The sequence below is a fragment of the Nocardia sp. NPDC003269 genome, assembly GCF_042888005.1.
Lineage (GTDB): Bacteria > Actinomycetota > Actinomycetes > Mycobacteriales > Mycobacteriaceae > Nocardia.
On sequence record NZ_JBIAPA010000001.1, the window covers coordinates 833,887 to 853,166 of the forward strand.

A 19,280-nucleotide genomic window follows, 5' to 3' on the forward strand; every position below is an offset into this window, starting at 1 on the left:
CCAGCCGGGGGGGAGGAGGCTGGGGCCGTCGGGTTCAGCCCCGGGGGGTCGGGCTGAACGCGCCTGGACCATGTCCAGGTGCCAGCAATACTACACCTATCCCCCGGCGCAGGCGCAAGTAGCGTTCGCCACCATCTTTCGGCGATTCGCAGCCTCCGGCGTCCCCGGGGCAAACTCTCGACGGGCCCCGGAAGGGCGGTTCCTGCGCGCCGCGCGCGGCGTGCCTATTCTGTTGTCGTGACGGCCGAACGCGACCAGACTCCGCTTCCGGACACAAGACTCGCCCCTTCGGGCCGAGCGCCGGTGCCGGGCGGACGCGTCGCCGCCTTCTTCGATCTCGACAAAACAGTGATCGCGAAGTCGAGCGCGTTCGTGTTCAGCAAACCGTTCTACGCACAGGGTTTGCTCAATCGCCGAGCCGTGCTGGAGAGCAGCTACGCGCACTTTTTGTTCCTGCTTTCCGGTGCCGATCACGACCAGATGGAACGAATGCGGGCAAACCTCGCCAACATGTGCGCGGGCTGGGATGTCGAGCAGGTGAAATCGATTGTGGCCGAAACGCTTCACGATCTGGTCGACCCACTGATCTACGCCGAGGCGGCCGATCTGATCGCCGATCACAAGATCCGCGGACACGACGTGGTGATCGTCTCGGCCTCCGGCGAGGAGATCGTCACGCCGATAGCCGAGGTGCTCGGCGCCTCGCACACCGAGGCGACCAGGATGGTCGTCGAGGACGGCAAGTACACCGGCGACATCGAGTTCTACTGCTACGGCGAGGGCAAGGTCGCCGCGATCGAAAAGCTGGCGGCGACAGAGGGTTACGACCTGTCCCGGTGCTACGCCTACTCCGATTCGGTGACCGACCTGCCGATGCTGAGCGCGGTCGGCCACCCGACGGCGGTGAACCCCGACCGGGCGCTGCGCAAGGAGGCCGTCGCCCGGGGCTGGCCGGTGCTCACCTTCTCCAATCCGGTGTCGCTGTGGTCGCGCTTCCAGGCGCCGTCGAGCACCACCGTGGCGGCCACCGCGGCCCTCGGAGTGAGCGCGATCATCGCCGGCGCGATCAGTTACCGACTGCTGCGGAAACGTCGCTGACCTGCGACGCCCCAGCACGAATCGCCCGGCGACACGCCGAAAACAGTCGTATCCGGTGATGCCATCGATACGCTTGCTGTGAGTGCCATCACAGTGTAAGAATGGAGTCACGGAAGGACGGAAGGCCAAGACGGAGCCGGAAGAGAAGGTTTCGCCTCCCATCCCACCCTTCCCAGCACGGACGCCAGGCACCCACGCGGAGCGCGCCGCGACAAGGGCAGCAGAGTTGTGGGCCTGCGAAATTCGGGCAGTCGTCGGCGAACGCCTCGCACAGGTTGCGGGGATGAACCGGCGGGGTTCGGATGATCGCCGAGGCCACCGAACACAACCCACCGAGCACGCTTGGTAACCGGGTTGTCCGTGCTAGCGGGCGGTGAGGCCGAGTAATCGGCACGCCGCCCGTTTCGATGTTCGGGGGTGGGTCTCAGCCCGCGGCGGCGTCGGCGATCGAGTTCGCCTCTCTGGCACCGTCTTCGAGCGCGCCCGCGCAGAACAGCGCCCAGCCGCCGACCCCCTCCGGGGTGCCCATGCCGAACCCGGCGGCCGCGTCGAAGTAGGCCTGGCGGCGCCGCAGCCAGAACACCTCCGGCACGCCGAGGCTGCGCGGGTCGAGCCCGCTCGAGACCGTGACCAGGCGCGACGCCGCCCGCGCGACGACACCGTCGGCGCTGCCGAAGGGTCGCAGCGACAACAGCTCGCCGTGCACGACCGCCGCGAGGACGGGCGCGGGCGCCCTGCTCGCCTGGACGGTCTGCACCAGCAGGTCCAGCCGCTCGGCGACGCCGGGAGTCGAGCGCGGCCTGCCGAGTTCCTGCTCATCGGCGACCAGGTCGGCGGCGGCGAGCAGGTGCAGCCGGGCCAGCGCCTGCAGCGGCGCGCGCTGCCAGGTGCCGACCAGATTCGTCAGCGCGTCACCGTCGAGCGCCTGCCCGACCCGCAGCGCGCCGGCCAGCACCGGATCGCTGACCTTGCCGTCGGCGGGCAGGTCGGTGCTCGCGCCCTCGATGGCGGCCGAGGACCGCGCGGCCCGCACGGCCGCCTCGGCGGCGGTCGTGGCCCAGCCACGCCGGTTCGACTTGTGCCGATGCACCGCGGCGAGCGCGTCGCGGGCCTTGTCGGCGGCTTCACGCACGCCGGGCAGGTCGACCAGGGGCTGCAGCGGATCAGTCACGGCATACGAGGCTACCGTCCGACCACCGCGCCCCCGACGACCACGTGCAGACCGCGCACCCCCGGCCAGGTGCGGTCCGGCCACAGCTCCTCGGCCAACCGCTTGGCGGCCGGGGTCAGCGCCCGGCGCCTGCGCGCTTCCAGCTCGGCCTGCCGTTCGGCCTGAATGCGATCCATCGGCGTCTCCTACCCCTGCGATCCACCACGCACCACCTCGGACCCGGCTCACGGTACGCCGGTGAGCTGCGAGGACGAGGCGTTTCGCGCGGCGGAGCCGGGCCTCACCCGGCGAGCAGCTCCCGGCCCGGGATCGCGTCGAGCAGCGCCCGCGTGTAGTCCTGTTCCGGCGCCGCGAACACCTCGTCGGTGGTCGCGGACTCGACGACCTTGCCCGCCCGCATGACCAGGACGTGGTCGGCGATCTGCCGGACGACGGCCAGGTCGTGCGTGATGAACAGGTAGGTCAGGCCGAGCTCGGCCTGCAGATCGTTGAGCAGGGTGAGGATCTGGGCCTGGACCAGCACGTCGAGCGCCGAGACCGCCTCGTCGCAGACCACCAGCTCGGGCGAGAGCGCCAGCGCCCGCGCGATCGCCACCCGCTGACGCTGCCCACCCGAGAGCTCGTTCGGATACCGGCGCAGCACCGACGACGGCAGCGACACCTTGTCGAGCAGATCGCGCACCACCGCCTCCCGCTCGGCCGGGGTGCCGATCTTGTGCACCCGCAGCGGCTCCTCGATGGTGCGGAAGATGGAGTACATCGGGTCGAGCGAGCCGTAGGGGTTCTGGAAGATCGGCTGCACGCGACGCCGGAAGGCGAACGCGCCCTTGGGATCCAGCGTGGCGACGTCCTTGCCGTCGAAGGACACGCTGCCTGCGGTCGGTTCGAGCAGGCCGAGCACCATCTGCGCGATGGTCGACTTGCCGGAACCGGATTCGCCGACGATCGCGGTGGTCGTCCCCCGGTCGACGCTGAAGCTCACGTCGTCGACCGCCACGAAATCCGTGGACTGCCACGGCCGCTTGCCACGGATCTTGAACGCCTTGGACAGGTTCCGCACCTCGAGCACGGTGTCGCCGACATTGTCCCCGGCCTCGGCCACCTCGACGGCCTGTGCCCGCACGGCGGCCCGCTGCCGCGACGACGACATCCGCTGCGCGGCCAGCGACGGCGCCGAGTTGACCAGTTTCCTGGTGTACGCGTGCTGCGGATCACGCAGGATCTGCAGCGCCGGACCGGATTCCACGACCCGGCCGCGATACATCACCACCAGGTGCTCGGCCCGTTCCGCGGCCAGGCCGAGGTCGTGGGTGATCAGCAGGACCGCGGTGCCGAGCTCGGCGGTCAGCTGTTCGAGATGACCGAGGATCTGCCGCTGTACGGTGACGTCCAGCGCCGAGGTCGGCTCGTCGGCGATGAGCAGCTTGGGCCGGCAGGACAGCCCGATCGCGATCAGCGCGCGCTGGCGCATACCGCCGGAGAACTCGTGCGGATACTGGTTCACCCGCCGCTCGGCGTCCGACATCCCCGCCTCGGCGAGCAGTTCCACCGCGCGCTTGCGGGCGGCGTCGCCGGTGGCGATGCCGTTGGCCGCCAGCGTCTCCCGGATCTGGAAGCCGATCTTCCACACCGGGTTCAGGTTCGACATCGGGTCCTGCGGGACCAGGCCGATGCCGTTGCCGCGGATCGCGACGATCTCCTTCTCCGACGCCTGGGTGAGGTCGGTGCCGTCGAACAGGATCTGCCCGCTGGTGACCTTGCCGGTGCCGGGCAGCAGATCGATGATCGCGTGCGCGGTCGTCGACTTGCCCGAGCCCGACTCACCGACGATGGCGACGGTCTGGCCGGGGAAGACGGTGAGATTCACGCCGCGAACGGCGGGTACCTGCTTGCCGTCGGTGGTGAAACACACGTCGAGATCGCGGATCTCGAGCAGTGGGGTGGCCTCGCTCATCGGGTGCGCTCCTTCGGATCGAGCGCGTCGCGTACCGCGTCACCGAGCAGGATGAAGCTCAGCACCGTGATGGCCAGCGCGGCGGCCGGGTAGAACAGGATCGGCGAGGTACGGATCTCGTACTTCGCGCGGGCGATATCGGCGCCCCAGGCGACGATGTCGGGTGGCAGGCCGACACCGAGGAACGACAGGGTGGCCTCGGTGACGATGAAGACGCCGAGCCACAGCGTGGCGACCACGATCAGCGGACCCGCCGCGTTCGGCAGCACGTGCCGCATCAGGGTCCCCAGCCGCGACACGCCCAGCGCCTTGGCCGCGGTGACGTACTCGCTGTTCTTGGCCTCGATCACCGCGCCGCGGGCGATGCGCGCCGCCTGCGGCCAGGTGAACGCGACGAGGATCAGGATCACCGTCAGCACCGTGGTCGGCCGCAGCAGCTGCAGCAGCACGATCGCCGCCAGCACCATCGGGATGGCGTAGAAGACCTCGGCGATCCGCGAGACCACGGTGTCGAGGAAGCCGCCGAAGAACCCCGACAGCGCGCCGAGGATCCCGCCGACCAGCAGGAACAGCATCGCCGCTCCGATCCCGACACTGACCGAGGCCCGCGCGCCGTAGATCGTGCGCGCGTAGACGTCGCAGCCCTGCTTGTCGAACCCGAACGGGTGACCGGGGCGGGGGCCGTCCATGCCGAACTCGCCGAGGCACAGCTTCGGGTCCTGGCTGGTGAACAGCGACGGCCACACCACGACCAGCAGAACCAGCACGATCAGCACGACCGCGACCAGGAACACCGGATTGCGGCGCAACCGCCGCCACGCGTCACCCCAGATGCTGGTCGGCGTGCCCGTGTCGACCACCCGGTCGGTGGCCAGCACCTCCACCTCGTCGGCGGGGGCCACGTAATGCTGTTGGCTCTCATGCATAACGGATCCTCGGGTCCAGCGCGGCGTAGAGCAGGTCGATGAACAGGTTGGTCAGCAGGAACACCACGACGAGCACCGTCACGAACGACACCACCGTCGGTGGCTCGCCGCGGGTGATCGCCTGGTACATGGTGCCGCCGACGCCGGGGATGTTGAAGATGCCCTCGGTGACGATCGCGCCCGCCATCAGCGCGCCGAAATCGGCCCCGAGAAAGGTGACCACGGGGATCATCGAATTCCGCAGGATGTGCACGGTGACCACCCGCCTGCGGCCCAGCCCCTTCGCCGTCGCGGTGCGCACGTAGTCGGCGGTCTTGTTCTCCGCCACCGAGTTACGGGTCAACCGCAGCACGTAGGCGAACGACAACGACCCGAGCACGAACGCCGGGACGAGCAATTCCCCCAGGCTCGCGTTGCCGGTGACGGTGACCGGCGCGATCCCCCATTTCACCCCGAGGAAGAACTGCGCCAGATAGCCGACGACGAACACCGGCACCGCGATGATCACCAGGCTGGCGATCAGCATGGTCGAATCGAAGAGCTTGCCCTTGCGCAGGCCCGCGATCAGGCCGAACACGATGCCGAACAGGCCCTCGATGAGCACCGCGAGAAACGCGAGTTTGATCGTGATCGGGAAGGCGCGCTGGAGTTCCTCGCGCACCGGCCTGCCCGAGAACGAGGTGCCGAAATCGAGGGTGAGAATCCCCTTCAGATAGTGCAGGTATTGCACGATGAACGGCTGATCGAGGTGATACCGGGCGCGCAGTGCCGCCTCGGCCGCCGGGGTCAGCGGTTTCTCCCCGGCCAGCGCCTTGATCGGGTCACCGGGGATCAGGAACACCATCGCGTAGATCAGCAGCGTCGCGCCGAGGAACACCGGGATCATCTGGAGCAGGCGCCGAAGTATGTACCAAGCCATCTTTCCTCCGAAAACGACTGGGGCCGAGCCACTTACCGTGGCCCGGCCCAGTTCCGAGTGTTATTTCTCGATGTTCTCGAAGTCGAACAGACCGTTCCAGGCCAGCTCGGCCTTGGTCACCCGGTCGGATCGGCCCGCGGCGGCGACATAGTCGAACACCGGGATGTCGGCCATGTCCTTGATCATGATCGTCTGTGCCTGGGCGATCAGCTTGTAGGACTCCTGCTGGGTCGGCGCGGCCATGGCGGCGTCGAAGAGGCGGTCCACCTCCGGGTTGTTGTAATCGACATTGTTGGTGTCGGAGTAGCTGTAGTACTGCGAGGACAGGAACTGCATCATCGTCGGGTAGTCGCCCTGCCAGCCGTAGCGGAAGGCGGTGCCGATGGTCTTGGCGTTCACCGCGTCACGCACGTTCTTGAACGTGGGCACCGGGTTGGCCACCGCGTCGATCCCGAGGGTGTTCTTCACACTGTTGGCCACGGCCTCGATCCAGGCCTGGTGACCGCCGTCGGAGTTGTAGGTGATCGTGTACTTGCCCGACCACGGCGAGATCGCGTCGGCCTGCGCCCACAGCTTCTTGGCCTGGTCGGGGTTGTAGTCGAACACTTCCGAGCCCGGCAGGTTGCCGTCGAAGCCAGGCAGCGTCGATGCGGTGAAATCGCGCGCGGGAATGCGCAATCCGTTGAAGATCTTGTCGATGATCTGCGGGCGGTTGATCGCCATCGAGATCGCCTTGCGGCGCAGCACGCCTTCCTCGCCGGCGAAGTGCGGCACGCTGGTCTGGATGCCGATGTGCTGGTTCTGCGCGGTCGGCTTGGTGATCGCGCGGTCGCCCAGGTCGCTCTTGTAGGAGGTCAGCGCGCTGTCGGGAATGGTGTCGAGGGTGTCGAGATTGCCCGCCTGCAGATCGGCGTAGGCGGTGTCGAAGGACTGGTACATGACGAACCGCAGGCCCTTGTTCTTGGCCGGGCGGCCGCCGGGGTAATCCGGGTTGGGGGTCAAGTCGATCTTGACGTTGTGCTCCCACGAGCCGAAGGCGTAGGGGCCGTTGCCGATCGGCTTCTCGCCGAAGGCCTTCATGTCTTTGAAGGCGGCGTCGGGCAGCGGATAGAACGGCGCGTAGCCCAGCGCGCTCTCGAAATCGATCGAGGGGGATTTGAGTTCGACGGTGAAAGTGCGGTCGTCGACCACCTTCAGGCCCGACATCGTCTGCGCCTTGGGCTGTTCGGCATTCACCTCGTCGAATCCGACAATGGGGGTGAACACGTAACTCTGCAGCTGGGCATTGGAGGCGAGCGCGCCGTAGTTCCACGCGTCGACGAAGGACTTGGCGGTCACCGTGGTGCCGTCGGTGAACTTCCAGTTCGGCTTGATGGTGATCCGGTACGACTTGCGATCGACGGTCTCGATCTTCTCCGCCATCTCGTCGTGCGCCTCACCGGTGGCGTCGTAGTACTTCAGCCCGGCGAACAAACGGTCGACGACGCGACCGCCCATGTTCTCGTTGGTGTTGGTCGGTACCAACGGATTCTGCGGTTCCCCCGCGTTGGTGGTGACAATGCTCGCGTCGGCACTGTCGTCGGACGAGCACGCGGTCAGGCCGAGGCTTGTGGCCGCCAGGCCCGCTGCGATCAGCGCGGTCGCTCTGATGAATCTCAACGCTCTCTCCCGGTTCGATTCCCGTGGCATAACGCTCGGAGGTTAGCCACTTCGGCCCGGTTTTTCAGTGAACCGAGCCTTTTTCGCTTCACATGTATCAGTACGGTTACTCGACGGAAACGCAGGAAAAAATGCCGAGCCCCTCATGCTCGGCAGAAAAAAATGAACAATTCTCGGAACCATCAGCTGAACGGTTGATTTAAAACGATAGCCCGCGACCGGCCGGTCTGTCCGCGAAGTCATCGGATGAACCGGCCCCGATTGACCATGCCGAAACCTGGCCGACACAACGCCGACGACAGCGCGACCGGGTTGACTACGCTCGAGGGAGCAGGGGTGAGCCCCGCGCGACCGACCCGACCGCACCAGGCATGTGAGGCTGATTCGACATGACCGAAACCGCTGCAGGACACCAGGATTCGTATCCCCCGAGCGCGGAGTTCGCCGCCTCCGCCAACGCGGGCGCCGACCTCTACGAGCGCGGCGAGACCGACCGTGACGGCTTCTGGGCCGAGCAGGCGCACCGCCTGCACTGGCACACGCCCTTCACCCAGGTACTGGACTGGAGCGACGCCCCGGTCGCGCGCTGGTTCGCCGACGGCGAGCTCAATGTCGCCTACAACTGCGTCGACCGCCACGTCATCGACGGACACGGCGACCAGGTCGCCATCCACTGGGAAGGCGAACCCGGCGACTCACGCGACATCACCTATCGCGAACTGCTCGAAGAGGTCTCCCGCGCCGCGAACTACCTGACCGAGCTCGGCCTCGAGGCGGGTGATCGCGTGGCGATCTACATGCCGATGGTGCCCGAGGCGATCGTGTCGATGCTGGCCTGCGCGCGACTGGGACTCACCCATTCGGTGGTGTTCGCCGGTTTCTCCCCGACGGCCCTGCGGCAGCGCGTCGACGACGCCGAGGCCCGGCTGATCATCACCACCGACGGACAGTGGCGGCGCGGCAAGCCCGCCCCGCTCAAGGAGGCCGTCGACGAGGCGCTCGCGGCCAAGGGCGATGTGCCGTCCTCGGTGGAGCACGTGCTCGTCGTGCGCCGGGTCGGCACCGAGGTGCCGTGGACCGATGGGCGCGACCTGTGGTGGCACGAAACCGTCGGCAACGCTTCGCCGTCCCATGAGGCGCAGGCCTTCCCCGCCGAACACCCCCTCTTCATCCTCTACACCTCCGGCACCACCGGAAAACCCAAGGGCATCCTGCACACCACCGGCGGCTACCTCACCCAAGCCGCCTACACCCACCACAACGTCTTCGACCACAAAGCAGGCACCGACGTCTACTGGTGCACCGCCGACATCGGCTGGGTCACCGGACACAGCTACATCGTCTACGGACCACTGGCCAACCGCGCCACCCAGGTCGTCTACGAAGGCACCCCCAACTCCCCCACCGAGCACCGCCACTTCGAGATCATCGAGAAGTACGGCGTCACCATCTACTACACCGCCCCCACCCTGATCCGCACCTTCATGAAGTGGGGCCGTGAGATCCCCGACGCCCACAACCTGACCACCCTGCGCCTGCTCGGCTCCGTCGGCGAACCCATCAACCCCGAAGCCTGGCGCTGGTACCGCGACGTCATCGGCGCGAACAAAACCCCCATCGTCGACACCTGGTGGCAAACCGAAACCGGCGCCATCATGATCTCCCCTCTGCCCGGCGTCACCGCGGCCAAGCCCGGCGCGGCCATGCGCGCGCTGCCCGGCATCTCGGCGACGGTGGTCGACGAGGAGGGCAAGCCGGTCCAGCTCGGCGAGACCGAGGCCAACGGCTACCTGGTGCTGGACAAGCCGTGGCCGTCGATGCTGCGCGGCATCTGGGGCGACATGGAGCGGCACCGGGCCACCTACTGGGAGCGCTACGCCGAGCAGGGCTGGTACTTCGCGGGCGACGGCGCCAAGCTCGACTCCGACGGTGACCTGTGGGTGCTCGGCCGGGTCGACGACGTGATGAACGTGTCCGGCCACCGCATCTCCACCGCCGAGGTCGAGTCCGCGCTCGTGGGGCACCCGGCCGTGGCCGAGGCCGCCGTCGTCGGCGCCAGCGACGCGACCACCGGGCAGGGGATCGTCGCCTTCGTCATCCTCACCGGTGACTCGGCGGGCCGGGCGGGCGACGGCCTGGTCGACGAGCTGAAGGCCGAGGTGGCCAAGGAGATCAGCCCGATCGCCAAGCCGCGCGAGATCCACATCGTGCCCGAGCTGCCCAAGACCCGCAGCGGCAAGATCATGCGACGACTGCTGCGTGACGTGGCCGAGGGCCGCGAACTCGGCGACACCTCGACCCTGGTCGATCCGGGCGTTTTCGAGGCGATTCGCGCCGGCGGCAACTGAGGCGGGGCGCGCCGCGAACGCGCAGGATACGGCCGGTGGCATCGGATGTCACCGGCCGTGTCCGTTAGAATTGCGTTCAGGTGTGCCGGGAAGACTGGTCGGCATGCGGTCGTGAATCTCCAGGTACCGCCGGGTGGATGAGCGCCCGCAGCGCCGTCGACCCCGCCGGAAGGCCCCCTGTGATCACCCGTGTTCGCTCCGAGCTCACCCGCTATCTCCGCACCGAGACCGTCGGTGGCGCGCTGCTGCTCATCGCCGCCGCCGTCGCGCTGATCTGGGTGAATTCGCCCTGGGGCGCGAGCTATCAGACGATGGTCGACACCCGGCTCAGCATCCCCGCGCTGCACCTGGATCTCACCCTGGCCGACTGGACCAAGGACGGGCTGCTCGCGATCTTCTTCTTCGTCGCCGGGCTGGAGCTCAAACGCGAATTCGTCGTCGGCGAGCTGGCCGACCCGAAACGGGCCGCGCTGCCGATCATCGCCGCCGTCGGCGGCGTCGTCACCCCCGCGCTGATCGCGATCACGGTCGGCCACGGCGTGCCCGGCATGGAGAAAGGCTGGGCGATCCCGGTCGCCACCGACATCGCCTTCGCGCTCGCGGTCCTCGCCATGACCGGCTCACGCATCCCCGCCAGCGCGCGGGTGTTCCTGCTGAGCCTGGCCGTGGTCGACGATCTGCTCGCGATCATCCTCATCGCGGTGCTGTTCACCGCGTCGCTGTCGATGCTGTGGCTCGGGGTCGCGCTGGCCTGCTGCGCGGCCTGGGCGCTGGCGCAGCGGCAGCGGCTGCACACACCGCTGTTCTATGTGCCGGTCGCGCTGGTCTGCTGGTACGCGCTGCACGAGGCGGGCATCCATCCGACACTGGCCGGTGTGGCACTCGGACTGCTCACCAGAGTGCGCAAGGACCCGGGCGAGAAGATGGCGCCCGCCACCCATCTCGAGCATGTCGTGCAGCCGATCTCGGCGGGCATCTGCGTGCCGCTGTTCGCGCTGTTCGCCTCCGGCGTTCCGCTCGACGCCGCGGTGTTCGGCTCGCTGTTCACCGATCGGTTGTCGCTGGCGATCATCCTCGGACTGCTGCTCGGCAAGACCATCGGCATCTTCGGGATCAGCTGGCTCGCGATCCGGTTCGGCGTGGCGAAACGGCCGGTGGGGCTGGAATATCGCGACATGTTCGCCCTGTCGGTACTGGGCGCGATCGGGTTCACCGTTAGCCTGCTGGTGGCGGAACTCGCCCTGGCCGATGTCGGTGACGACGCCATCGATCTGGCGAAGGCCGCCGTCCTGGTGACCTCCATGGCAGCATCGCTGCTCGGATCGGCGCTACTGTTGCGCCGAGGACGTGTGCACCAGGCGCGCCGCGAAGCGGACGAGCTACAACCGGACAGTGAGGCCTAGTAGTGCCAGGACAGGGAGAAGGGTCGACGAAGTGAGTTACACCCAAGGCGGAAATGACGGTCGCACGGTCACTTCCATCCCGTTGACCGACGCCAACCCGCCCGGATCGGCGAGTTTCGGCAGCCTCGTCCGCGATGCGACCGAACAGATGTCCACACTGGTCCGCGCCGAGGTCGCGCTGGCCAAGGCCGAGGTCACCGCCGAGGTCCGCAAGGGACTCACCGGCAGCGTGTTCTTCATTCTCGCGCTGACCGTGCTGCTGTTCAGCTCGTTCTTCTTTTTCTTCTTCCTCGCCGAACTGCTGGACGTGTGGCTGTACCGCTGGGCCGCGTTCCTGATCGTGTTCGTGCTGATGGTGATCACGACGGCCTTGCTCGCGTTGCTCGGCTGGCTCAAGGTCCGCAAGCTGCGGGCACCGGAGAAGACGATCAACTCGCTCAAGCAGACCGCCGAGGTGCTGCCCGCGGCGCTCACCCACAGCGAGCCCGCTCCCGCGCTGGAGAAGTCGACCCGTCGATGACGCGCCGGGCGGGCCCGGTCGCGACGGCCGGACCCGCCTACTAGGCTCGATCGGCGTGTCGTCCAACTCATTCCCGGATCCGTCCAGCGTCCGTTACGACGGACCGTGGACGCACCGGGACGTGCACGCCAACGGGATCCGCTTCCACGTCGTCGAAGCCGACGGAACGGACCGCGCGGATGCCCCGCTGGTGCTCCTGCTGCACGGCTTCGCCGACTTCTGGTGGTCGTGGCGGCACCAGCTGACCGGGCTCACCGAGCACGGGTACCGCACCGTCGCCGTCGACCTGCGCGGCTACGGCGACACCGACAAACCACCGCGCGGCTACGACGGCTGGACCCTCGCCGGTGACATCGCCGGCCTGATCCGGGCGCTCGGCCACACCGAGGCCACGCTCGTCGGGCACGCCGAGGGCGGCCTGGTCTGCTGGGCCACGGCCGTGCTGCATCCCCGGCTGGTCCGCTCGATCGCTCTGGTGAGTTCGCCGCACCCGGCGGCGTTGAAGAGCGCGGTCCTGCGCGATCCGGCGCAGCGCCGCACCTGGCTGCCGGACTTCCTGCGCTACCAGCTGCCCCGCTATCCGGAGCACCTGCTCACCCGCCGCGACGGCGCCGAGGTGGAGCGGCTGCTGCGCGAGCGGGTCGGCGAATCCTGGTCACGCACGGCCGAATTCGCCGAGACCGCGGCCCGGATGCGCACCGCCATCCGGATTCCCGGCGCCGCACACAGCGCGCTGGAATACCAGCGCTGGGCCTTCCGCAGTCAGTGGCGGCCCGACGGCAAGCGGTTCATGGCCACCATGCGCACGCCGATCGACATCCCGGTCCTCGGGCTGCGCGGCGAGCACGACCCCTACCTGCTGCCGACCACGTTCCATCGTGGGGCGCGGCTGTCGCCGGATCGGACGCTGGTGTCGATCCCGCGGGCCGGGCACTACGCCCACCAGGAGAACCCCGGCAAGGTCAACGAGGTGCTGACCACCCGCTGGCGCGAACAGAACGGCGTCAACGGCTCGCCCAAGGACGGCCTGGTCTCCCCCTGACCGAGTTCGTCCCGGGCAGCCGGCGGCCGCCCGGGACGATCCGCGCTCAGTTCAGGACGCACCCACCGGTGGGAACCGGGCTCCCGCTGGTCTGCGCGGCCGCCAGTTCGGGGGCGATCTCGCGCAGGGTCAGCACGTAGCCGGTGTCGTCGTCGGTGACTGCCGCGCCGAAGACCACGCCGAGCACCTGGCCCTCGGTGTCGACCAGCGGTCCGCCCGAATTACCGGCCCTGACCTGACCGCGCACGGTGTACACCTCACGCGTGATTTCACCATCCTCGTGGATCGTCGGGCCGGTGAGGTCGAGGGTCTCGCGGACACGGGCGGCGCTGGCGGTGTACGGGCCGCCGCCGGGGTAGCCGAGCACGATCGCGCTCTCCCCCGAGCTCGCCGCCTCCGGCGCCTGCGGCACGACCGGCGCCGTCAGACCCGGCACCGCGAGGACCGCGATGTCCTTGGACGCGTCGAACAGCACCACGCTGGCCTCCATCGGCCCGCGCGCGGTGTCGACCGACACGCTCGTGGTGCCCGCGACGACGTGCGCGTTGGTCATCACCCGTTCCGGCGCGACGACGAAGCCGGAGCCCTCGAGCGCCCGCTGGCAACTGGGCGCGACACCGCGGATGCGCAACACGCTCTGCTGGAGCGAAGCCGCGACCGGACTGGCGAGCACGCTCGCGTCCGGCGGCTCGACCGCGGCGATCGGCGCCCGGCCGAACGGCCCGATGACATCCGGCAGCCCGGACGTGTCCAGCAGCTTGGAGAATTCGTTGGGCAGCTTGCGCAACCACTGCGGCGCCACCGAGTTGACGTCGGCGAGCACCCGCGACCCGTTGATGGCGGCCGCGACCCCCGGTTGGGACGCGGTGGCCAGCGGCAGCGCGAGCAGCCACGCCGCGACCAGCACGGTCGCCGCCTGTAGGACGGCACCGACCACACTGTCCACGCTGCGTGCGGCAGGATGCCGGATACCGGTGCGCGCGGCCCGGCCGAGCACCATGCCCGCGACCTCGCCGACGATCACCAGCAGCACGATCAGCAGGATGCCGCCGAGCAACCGGCTGCGCCCCTCACTGAGGTGTTTGAGGATGTGTGGCGCGATCAGAATGCCGGCGACCGCGCCGAGCGCGACGCCGAAGAACGCCAGCGCCGAGGCCACCGCGCCCTGCCGCCAGCCGGTGGACGCCGCGACCAACGCGATCAGCACCACCGCGATATCGAGCCATACCGACGGGCTCACAGGGTCATTCCGACCGCAGCCAACGAGCTCTCCAAGTCACGCACGTCGCCCCGATCCCAGTCTCTTTCCCACCCAGCCGTTTTGATGATTCCGGCGAGGATACCGCCGGTGAGCCCCCAGACCAGCATGCCGTCGACCTGGAACGCGGGACTCTGGTAGCCGAGACTGCCACGCACCATGAATCTGTGTGCCGGATCGAGCAATTCGGTCAGCCGAACACGGACGACACGCTCGGTTTCCGCCTGATCGACGACGCCGACCGCGCTCGGTGCTCGCCAGTAGCCGAGGACCGGGGTCACGTCGAATTTCGACGGCGGAACGAACAGTTTCGGCAGCATCGCGAAGGGCTGCACGCCCGCCGGATCGAGGCCGGTCTCCTCGGCGGCCTCGCGCAGCGCGGTGCCGATCGGGCCGTCGTCGCCCGGGTCCTCGGCGCCACCGGGGAACGCGACCTGGCCGCGATGCTGCCGCATGGTGGACGCGCGCTGGGTGAGCAGCACGTCGGCGTCGGCGGGCAGCCCGCCCGGCGCGGCGGAGTCGGCCTCCGGCGAGCCGCCGAACAGTACGAGCACGGCGGCCTGGCGCGGCTTGCCGGTGATCGACATGGCCCGGCGCAGCGCGCGGGAGGTGGCGAGGGTGTCGTCGGCATCGGGGCCACCGTGCCGGATCGCGGCGGTCAGCCAGGACGGGAGGCCGGACTCGTCCAGCCGTAGTACACCGTTCATCACAACGTCCTTCGTCATACCGCGATCCGAACGCCGAGCTCCTCGGCCACCGTGTCGGCGATGTCGGCGACATCGGCGAACGTGCGAACCTCGACACTGGCAATCGTGCCGTCCGCGCGCACGAGCACCGACACCGGGAGTACCGCGGGCGCGCCGACGGCGGTGCGCACGCTCGCCCGCGGGTCCTCGATTCCGGGCAGCGTGATGTCCAGACCGTCCAGCCGCGACAGCGCCTTCACCTCGTCGGGATCGCTGTGCACGGTGAGCACGGTGAGCTGCGAGCCCGCACGCTGCGCGAATTCCTGCAGGTGGGGCAGCTCGACGGCGCACGGACCACACCAGTACGCCCACAGATTGAGCAGCGCGGGCTTGCCGCCGAGCGCGGCGGCGAGGTCGACGGGCGCGCCGTCGGCGAGGCAGTTCAGGGTGATCCCGGCCAGCGGACCCGATCCGGCCTGCTGAGCCGGGGCCGGGCACGGCGCCAGACCCGCCGCGGCCCGCTGCTCCGCCGACGCGGTCGCGGGCTGCTTGGTCTGGGGTGCCGACGGGCCGGCGTTCTCGGAACCACCACGCGGCCACAGCGCCACCGCCGCGGCGACGACCAGGATCAGCGCGGCCAGCGCCCAGCGGACCGCGGGCCGTCGCACCGGCGACGGTTCGGCGGGATCACTCACAGGCCGACCAGATCGAGCAGGTGCTCGCGCTCAGGCCCCTTGACCAGATCGGCGGCGGCCACCGGATCGGTCGGCCCGATCCCGAACGACGGGCAATCGTTGGCGAGCACGCAGGCGCCGCAGGCCGGCTTGCGCGCATGACACACCCGGCGACCGTGAAAGATCACCCGATGCGAGAGCATCGTCCACTCCTTGCGCTCGATCAGCTCGCCGACCGCGTGTTCGACCTTGACCGGATCCTCGTCCTCGGTCCACTTCCAGCGGCGCACCAGCCTGCCGAAATGGGTGTCGACCGTGATTCCCGGCACATCGAAGGCGTTACCGAGGATGACGTTCGCAGTCTTGCGTCCGATGCCGGGCAACTTGACCAGTTCCGGCATGGTGTGAGGCAACTCACCGTCGAATTCGGTGACCAGCGCCTGGCCGAGCCCGATGAGCGAACTGGTCTTGTTCCGGTAGAACCCCGTCGGCCGGATGTATTCCTCCAGCTCGGCCCGGTTGGCCTCGGCGTAGTCGCGCGCGCTGCGGTACTTGGCGAACAGCGCGGGAGTGGTGAGGTTCACGCGGACGTCGGTGCACTGGGCCGACAGGATCGTCGCCACGGCCAGCTCCAGCGGCGTGGTGAAATCCAGCTCGCAGTGCGCGTCGGGGAAGGCCGCGGCGAGGGTGCGGTTCATCCGGCGTGCCCGCCGAACCAATCCGATCCGCGTTTCCGCAGCTATCGCACGGTTCTTGCGCTTGCGCGCCGCGGAGATACCGGTGGGCGCCGCGGCCGTTTCGGCGTCGCCTGCGGCCGCGGTGGAGGGGGAAACGGGCACCTGTCCACCATACGGAACCGCTACGACAACATCGGGTGGCCAGTTTGCCGCCTGTGTTCCATCTGAGACCTGGACCGTGTTTACTGCCTGTCATGCAAGGACTCGCTGTGGTGCTCTTCCCAGTGCTGTTGATGCTGTTCGCGCTGGGGATGGAGCGGGTCGAGAATCGGCTCCGAAAGCTTCTCGAACCCGACGAAGAGGTTCAGCAGTACCTGGACAACGCCAGCAACGCCGAAGTGAAAGAGCTGACGAAGCTCGGCCTCCCCGCCGCGGTCGCGCGGATGCGCAAGCGCCGCTCACGGACCGCCGAAATGGACGTCGCTCGGGCCAGCTGATCATCGTTCCACCCTGGGCACAACCGCCCGTTCACACTCCGCGCACAGTGCGCAATCCACTCTTTACGTGGTGTCTGTCACTGTGCTGCTGTGATGCCGCGTAGACTGCGCTGTTGGTCGATTCGCTCGACCAGGTTCGCAAGCCATATCCCATAAGGAGCACATTCGTGGACGAGGCCCTCGCCAGAGCAGGCATCTTCCAAGGCGTCGAGCCCACCGCGGTGGCCGCGCTCGCCAAGCAGCTGCAGCCCGTAGATTTTCCGCGCGGCCACGTCATCTTCAACGAGGGCGAACCCGGCGACCGGCTGTACATCATCACCTCGGGCAAGGTGAAGATCGGCCGTCGGTCCCCGGACGGCAGGGAAAACCTGCTGACCATCATGGGTCCGTCCGACATGTTCGGTGAACTGTCGATCTTCGACCCGGGCCCGCGTACCTCGACCGCCACCACGGTCACCGAGGTCCGCGCGGTGACGATGGACCGTGACGCGCTCAAGGCGTGGATCGATCAGCGCCCCGAGATCGCCGAGCAGCTGCTGCGCGTGTTGGCCCGACGTCTTCGCCGCACCAACAACAATCTCGCCGACCTGATCTTCACCGACGTGCCGGGTCGCGTCGCCAAGGCGCTGCTGCAGCTCGCTCAGCGCTTCGGCACCCAGGAAGCGGGCGCGCTGCGCGTGACCCACGACCTCACCCAGGAAGAGATCGCCCAGCTGGTCGGCGCCTCCCGTGAAACCGTGAACAAGGCGCTGGCCGACTTCGCGCATCGCGGCTGGCTGCGACTCGAGGGCAAGAGCGTGCTGATCTCGGACTCCGAGCGGCTCGCACGTCGCGCTCGCTGAGGCGAGTAGTTCGTCGACGTCTCGGCACGCCGGGACCACCGGTGCGGCTCCGTAGGAAGAGGGCCTCGTCCGCACCACTGTGGTTCCGGCGTGCCGTCGTCGTTTCAGCACGCCGTCCGGGCACGCCGAAGGCCGACGCGCGGATCACCGCACGTCGGCCTTCGGACCGGGCTCAGGCCCCGCGTTCGGCCCGCAGATATTCCAGCTGTGCCTTCACCGAGCTACGCGCGGCGGGCCACAGCCGTTTGTCCACATCCGCGTACACCTTGCGGACGACCTCGAAAGCACCCGCGTCCTGGCCCAATTCGACCAGCGCCGCGCGGATCTGATCGAGCCGTTCGCGCCGGTGGTTCAGGTAGTACCGCACCACCGGGGCCGCGTCGGGATGATCGGGACCGTGCGCGGGCAACAGTGCCTTGCCCGCGCCTCGCTCGAGCAGCAGCTCCAGCGAGCCGAGGAAGTCGGCGAGCGCGCCCGGTGACGAGGCCAGGACGGTCGTGCCCTGGCCGAGCACCGTGTCACCGGTGATGATCGCGTCGTCGAGCAGGAAGCTCACCGAGTCGGCGGTGTGGCCCGGGGTGGCGAGCACGGTGATCCGCAGGCCCGCCGCCTCGACGACCTCGCCGGCCACCAGCGCGCTCACCTCGCCGCGCAGGTAGCTCGGATCCACCGAACGTACCGGCGTCCCGGTGGCCTTCACCAGGTGATCGATGCCGCCGGTGTGATCGGGGTGGTGATGGGTGATCAGGGTCAGCGCCACCCGGCCGCCGGTGGCCGCGACGATCGCGGCCGTGTGCTTCCTGTCCTTCGGCCCCGGATCGACGACCACGTAGTCGTCGCTGCCGGGAGCGCGCAGCAGCCAGGTGTTGGTGCCGTCGAGCGTCATCTGCGACGGGTTGTCCGCCAGCAGGACCGATGCCGTCGGCGTGACCGCCCTGACCTGGCCGTACGCGGGATGTTCCAGTGCCATGACGGCTGCCTATCCGACCTCGACGATCAATTCCACCTCGACCGGGGTGTTCTTCGGCAGTTCCGAGACACCCACCGCGGAGCGCGCGTGCACGCCCGCCTCGCCGAAGACCTCGCCGAGGAACTCCGAGGCGCCGTTGATCACGATCGGCTGATCGGTGAATCCCGGTGCGGAGTTGACGAACCCGACGACCTTGACGATCCGCACCACCTGGTCGAGCCCGACCAGATCGTGCACGGCGGCCAGCGCGTTCAGCGCGCACAGCCGCGCGGCCTCCTTGGCCTGCTCCACATCGACGTCCGTGCCGACCTTGCCGACCGCCGACAGCTCACCGTCGACGAAGGGCAGCTGGCCGGAGGTGTACACCAGCGAACCGGTGCGCACGGCCGGGATGTAGGCCGCGACGGGAGCGGCGACCGGCGGCAGGGTGACCCCGAGCCGATCGAGCGCGTCCTTCCACGCGGTGGCCACGGCTACTTCTGCCGCTTCAGGTAGGCGACGTGCTGCTCGCCGGTCGGGCCGGGCAGCACCGTGACCAGCTCCCAGCCGTCGGCGCCCCACTGGTCGAGGATCTGCTTGGTCGCGTGCGTCAGCAGCGGCACGGTGGCGTACTCCCACAGGGTGACTTCACTCATG

General features: G+C 68.6%; 20 protein-coding genes. 7 read left to right on the plus strand and 13 right to left on the minus strand.

Annotated elements, in window-relative coordinates; genetic code table 11:
• Positions 1 to 303: 303 nt before the first annotated feature.
• On the plus strand, positions 304 to 1,098 hold the full coding sequence (locus ACFYWJ_RS03805) for an HAD-IB family hydrolase (RefSeq protein ID WP_355281017.1): 795 nt from the start codon (positions 304 to 306) through the stop codon (positions 1,096 to 1,098).
• Positions 1,099 to 1,522: 424 nt separating this feature from the next.
• Here the strand turns inward: ACFYWJ_RS03805 and ACFYWJ_RS03810 are convergent, their stop codons facing one another.
• The 6 genes from ACFYWJ_RS03810 to ACFYWJ_RS03835 form a co-directional block, all read right to left on the minus strand.
• Positions 1,523 to 2,269: an oxidoreductase gene (locus ACFYWJ_RS03810; protein WP_355280896.1), complete on the minus strand. Its 747-nt coding sequence runs from the start codon at positions 2,267 to 2,269 to the stop codon at positions 1,523 to 1,525.
• 11 nt (positions 2,270 to 2,280) lie between these two features.
• Entirely contained in the window at positions 2,281 to 2,445 is a 165-nt protein-coding gene (locus ACFYWJ_RS03815) for a hypothetical protein (RefSeq protein WP_355280897.1), read from the minus strand.
• Positions 2,446 to 2,549: 104 nt separating this feature from the next.
• A complete protein-coding gene (locus ACFYWJ_RS03820) occupies positions 2,550 to 4,223 on the minus strand; it encodes an ABC transporter ATP-binding protein (RefSeq protein ID WP_355280898.1) in 1,674 nt (557 codons plus the stop codon).
• The gene (locus ACFYWJ_RS03825) at positions 4,220 to 5,149 is read right to left on the minus strand and encodes an ABC transporter permease (protein ID WP_355280900.1); all 930 of its coding nucleotides are present in this window, start codon (positions 5,147 to 5,149) and stop codon (positions 4,220 to 4,222) included. Before ACFYWJ_RS03825 ends, ACFYWJ_RS03820 begins: the two co-directional genes overlap by 4 nt.
• Positions 5,142 to 6,068, minus strand: coding sequence for an ABC transporter permease (locus tag ACFYWJ_RS03830; protein ID WP_355280901.1), 927 nt, complete (start codon positions 6,066 to 6,068; stop codon positions 5,142 to 5,144). The genes ACFYWJ_RS03825 and ACFYWJ_RS03830 overlap by 8 nt, the downstream gene beginning before the upstream one ends.
• Before the next feature lie 60 nt (positions 6,069 to 6,128).
• Positions 6,129 to 7,757, minus strand: coding sequence for an ABC transporter substrate-binding protein (locus ACFYWJ_RS03835; RefSeq protein WP_355280902.1), 1,629 nt, complete (start codon positions 7,755 to 7,757; stop codon positions 6,129 to 6,131).
• 359 nt (positions 7,758 to 8,116) lie between these two features.
• On the opposite strand from ACFYWJ_RS03835, the gene acs reads away from it, so the two are divergent.
• The 4 genes from acs to ACFYWJ_RS03855 all read left to right on the plus strand — a co-directional run bounded on the left by acs (position 8,117) and on the right by ACFYWJ_RS03855 (position 13,040).
• Positions 8,117 to 10,075 (plus strand): acetate--CoA ligase, encoded by a 1,959-nt coding sequence (acs, locus tag ACFYWJ_RS03840; RefSeq protein WP_355280903.1) that lies wholly within the window; start codon positions 8,117 to 8,119, stop codon positions 10,073 to 10,075.
• Positions 10,076 to 10,212: 137 nt separating this feature from the next.
• Positions 10,213 to 11,478, plus strand: a complete 1,266-nt coding sequence (nhaA, locus tag ACFYWJ_RS03845; protein WP_355280905.1) for a Na+/H+ antiporter NhaA — start codon at positions 10,213 to 10,215, stop codon at positions 11,476 to 11,478.
• A 31-nt stretch (positions 11,479 to 11,509) separates the two neighbouring features.
• Entirely contained in the window at positions 11,510 to 11,998 is a 489-nt protein-coding gene (locus tag ACFYWJ_RS03850; RefSeq protein ID WP_355280906.1) for a phage holin family protein, read from the plus strand.
• Between the two features lie 55 nt (positions 11,999 to 12,053).
• Positions 12,054 to 13,040 (plus strand): alpha/beta hydrolase, encoded by a 987-nt coding sequence (locus ACFYWJ_RS03855; protein ID WP_355280908.1) that lies wholly within the window; start codon positions 12,054 to 12,056, stop codon positions 13,038 to 13,040.
• Between the two features lie 46 nt (positions 13,041 to 13,086).
• Here ACFYWJ_RS03855 and ACFYWJ_RS03860 read toward each other — a convergent pair whose 3' ends face one another.
• From ACFYWJ_RS03860 to nth, 4 genes are read right to left on the minus strand one after another with little or no spacing between them, the layout of a single operon-like run.
• Positions 13,087 to 14,280 carry a MarP family serine protease gene (locus ACFYWJ_RS03860; RefSeq protein WP_355280910.1) on the minus strand — a complete coding sequence of 398 codons (1,194 nt, stop codon included), beginning with the start codon at positions 14,278 to 14,280 and terminating at the stop codon, positions 13,087 to 13,089.
• Positions 14,277 to 15,005 carry a CoA pyrophosphatase gene (locus ACFYWJ_RS03865; protein ID WP_355280912.1) on the minus strand — a complete coding sequence of 243 codons (729 nt, stop codon included), beginning with the start codon at positions 15,003 to 15,005 and terminating at the stop codon, positions 14,277 to 14,279. Before ACFYWJ_RS03865 ends, ACFYWJ_RS03860 begins: the two co-directional genes overlap by 4 nt.
• Before the next feature lie 14 nt (positions 15,006 to 15,019).
• On the minus strand, positions 15,020 to 15,679 hold the full coding sequence (locus tag ACFYWJ_RS03870) for a TlpA disulfide reductase family protein (RefSeq protein ID WP_355280914.1): 660 nt from the start codon (positions 15,677 to 15,679) through the stop codon (positions 15,020 to 15,022).
• Positions 15,676 to 16,434, minus strand: coding sequence for an endonuclease III (nth, locus tag ACFYWJ_RS03875; protein ID WP_355281019.1), 759 nt, complete (start codon positions 16,432 to 16,434; stop codon positions 15,676 to 15,678). The genes ACFYWJ_RS03870 and nth overlap by 4 nt, the downstream gene beginning before the upstream one ends.
• A 155-nt stretch (positions 16,435 to 16,589) precedes the next feature.
• Here nth and ACFYWJ_RS03880 point away from each other — a divergent pair, with 155 nt between their 5' ends.
• The gene (locus ACFYWJ_RS03880) at positions 16,590 to 16,832 is read left to right on the plus strand and encodes a hypothetical protein (RefSeq protein WP_255587266.1); all 243 of its coding nucleotides are present in this window, start codon (positions 16,590 to 16,592) and stop codon (positions 16,830 to 16,832) included.
• Positions 16,833 to 16,999: 167 nt separating this feature from the next.
• Positions 17,000 to 17,674 carry a Crp/Fnr family transcriptional regulator gene (locus ACFYWJ_RS03885; protein ID WP_019044571.1) on the plus strand — a complete coding sequence of 225 codons (675 nt, stop codon included), beginning with the start codon at positions 17,000 to 17,002 and terminating at the stop codon, positions 17,672 to 17,674.
• A 172-nt stretch (positions 17,675 to 17,846) separates the two neighbouring features.
• Here the strand turns inward: ACFYWJ_RS03885 and ACFYWJ_RS03890 are convergent, their stop codons facing one another.
• The 3 genes from ACFYWJ_RS03890 to ACFYWJ_RS03900 are packed head-to-tail and all read right to left on the minus strand — an operon-like array spanning position 17,847 to position 19,279.
• Positions 17,847 to 18,644: an MBL fold metallo-hydrolase gene (locus ACFYWJ_RS03890; RefSeq protein WP_355280916.1), complete on the minus strand. Its 798-nt coding sequence runs from the start codon at positions 18,642 to 18,644 to the stop codon at positions 17,847 to 17,849.
• A 9-nt stretch (positions 18,645 to 18,653) separates the two neighbouring features.
• Complete coding sequence (locus ACFYWJ_RS03895; RefSeq protein WP_355280918.1) at positions 18,654 to 19,115, minus strand: RidA family protein; 462 nt, start codon at positions 19,113 to 19,115, stop codon at positions 18,654 to 18,656.
• A 2-nt stretch (positions 19,116 to 19,117) separates the two neighbouring features.
• On the minus strand, positions 19,118 to 19,279 hold the full coding sequence (locus ACFYWJ_RS03900; protein WP_019044568.1) for a DUF4177 domain-containing protein: 162 nt from the start codon (positions 19,277 to 19,279) through the stop codon (positions 19,118 to 19,120).
• Position 19,280: the final 1 nt, after the last annotated feature.

Excerpts from the sequence above, each read along its gene's own strand:
- ACFYWJ_RS03825 (WP_355280900.1), bottom strand. The coding sequence starts at position 5,149 with ATGCATGAGAGCCAACAGCATTACGTGGCCCCCGCCGACGAGGTGGAG.
- ACFYWJ_RS03830 (WP_355280901.1), bottom strand. The coding sequence starts at position 6,068 with ATGGCTTGGTACATACTTCGGCGCCTGCTCCAGATGATCCCGGTGTTC.
- ACFYWJ_RS03815 (WP_355280897.1), bottom strand. The coding sequence starts at position 2,445 with ATGGATCGCATTCAGGCCGAACGGCAGGCCGAGCTGGAAGCGCGCAGG.
- ACFYWJ_RS03880 (WP_255587266.1), top strand. The coding sequence starts at position 16,590 with ATGCAAGGACTCGCTGTGGTGCTCTTCCCAGTGCTGTTGATGCTGTTC.
- nhaA (WP_355280905.1), top strand. The coding sequence starts at position 10,213 with ATGAGCGCCCGCAGCGCCGTCGACCCCGCCGGAAGGCCCCCTGTGATC.
- ACFYWJ_RS03900 (WP_019044568.1), bottom strand. The coding sequence starts at position 19,279 with ATGAGTGAAGTCACCCTGTGGGAGTACGCCACCGTGCCGCTGCTGACG.
- ACFYWJ_RS03835 (WP_355280902.1), bottom strand. The coding sequence starts at position 7,757 with ATGCCACGGGAATCGAACCGGGAGAGAGCGTTGAGATTCATCAGAGCG.
- ACFYWJ_RS03820 (WP_355280898.1), bottom strand. The coding sequence starts at position 4,223 with ATGAGCGAGGCCACCCCACTGCTCGAGATCCGCGATCTCGACGTGTGT.
- ACFYWJ_RS03865 (WP_355280912.1), bottom strand. The coding sequence starts at position 15,005 with ATGAACGGTGTACTACGGCTGGACGAGTCCGGCCTCCCGTCCTGGCTG.
- ACFYWJ_RS03890 (WP_355280916.1), bottom strand. The coding sequence starts at position 18,644 with ATGGCACTGGAACATCCCGCGTACGGCCAGGTCAGGGCGGTCACGCCG.
- acs (WP_355280903.1), top strand. The coding sequence starts at position 8,117 with ATGACCGAAACCGCTGCAGGACACCAGGATTCGTATCCCCCGAGCGCG.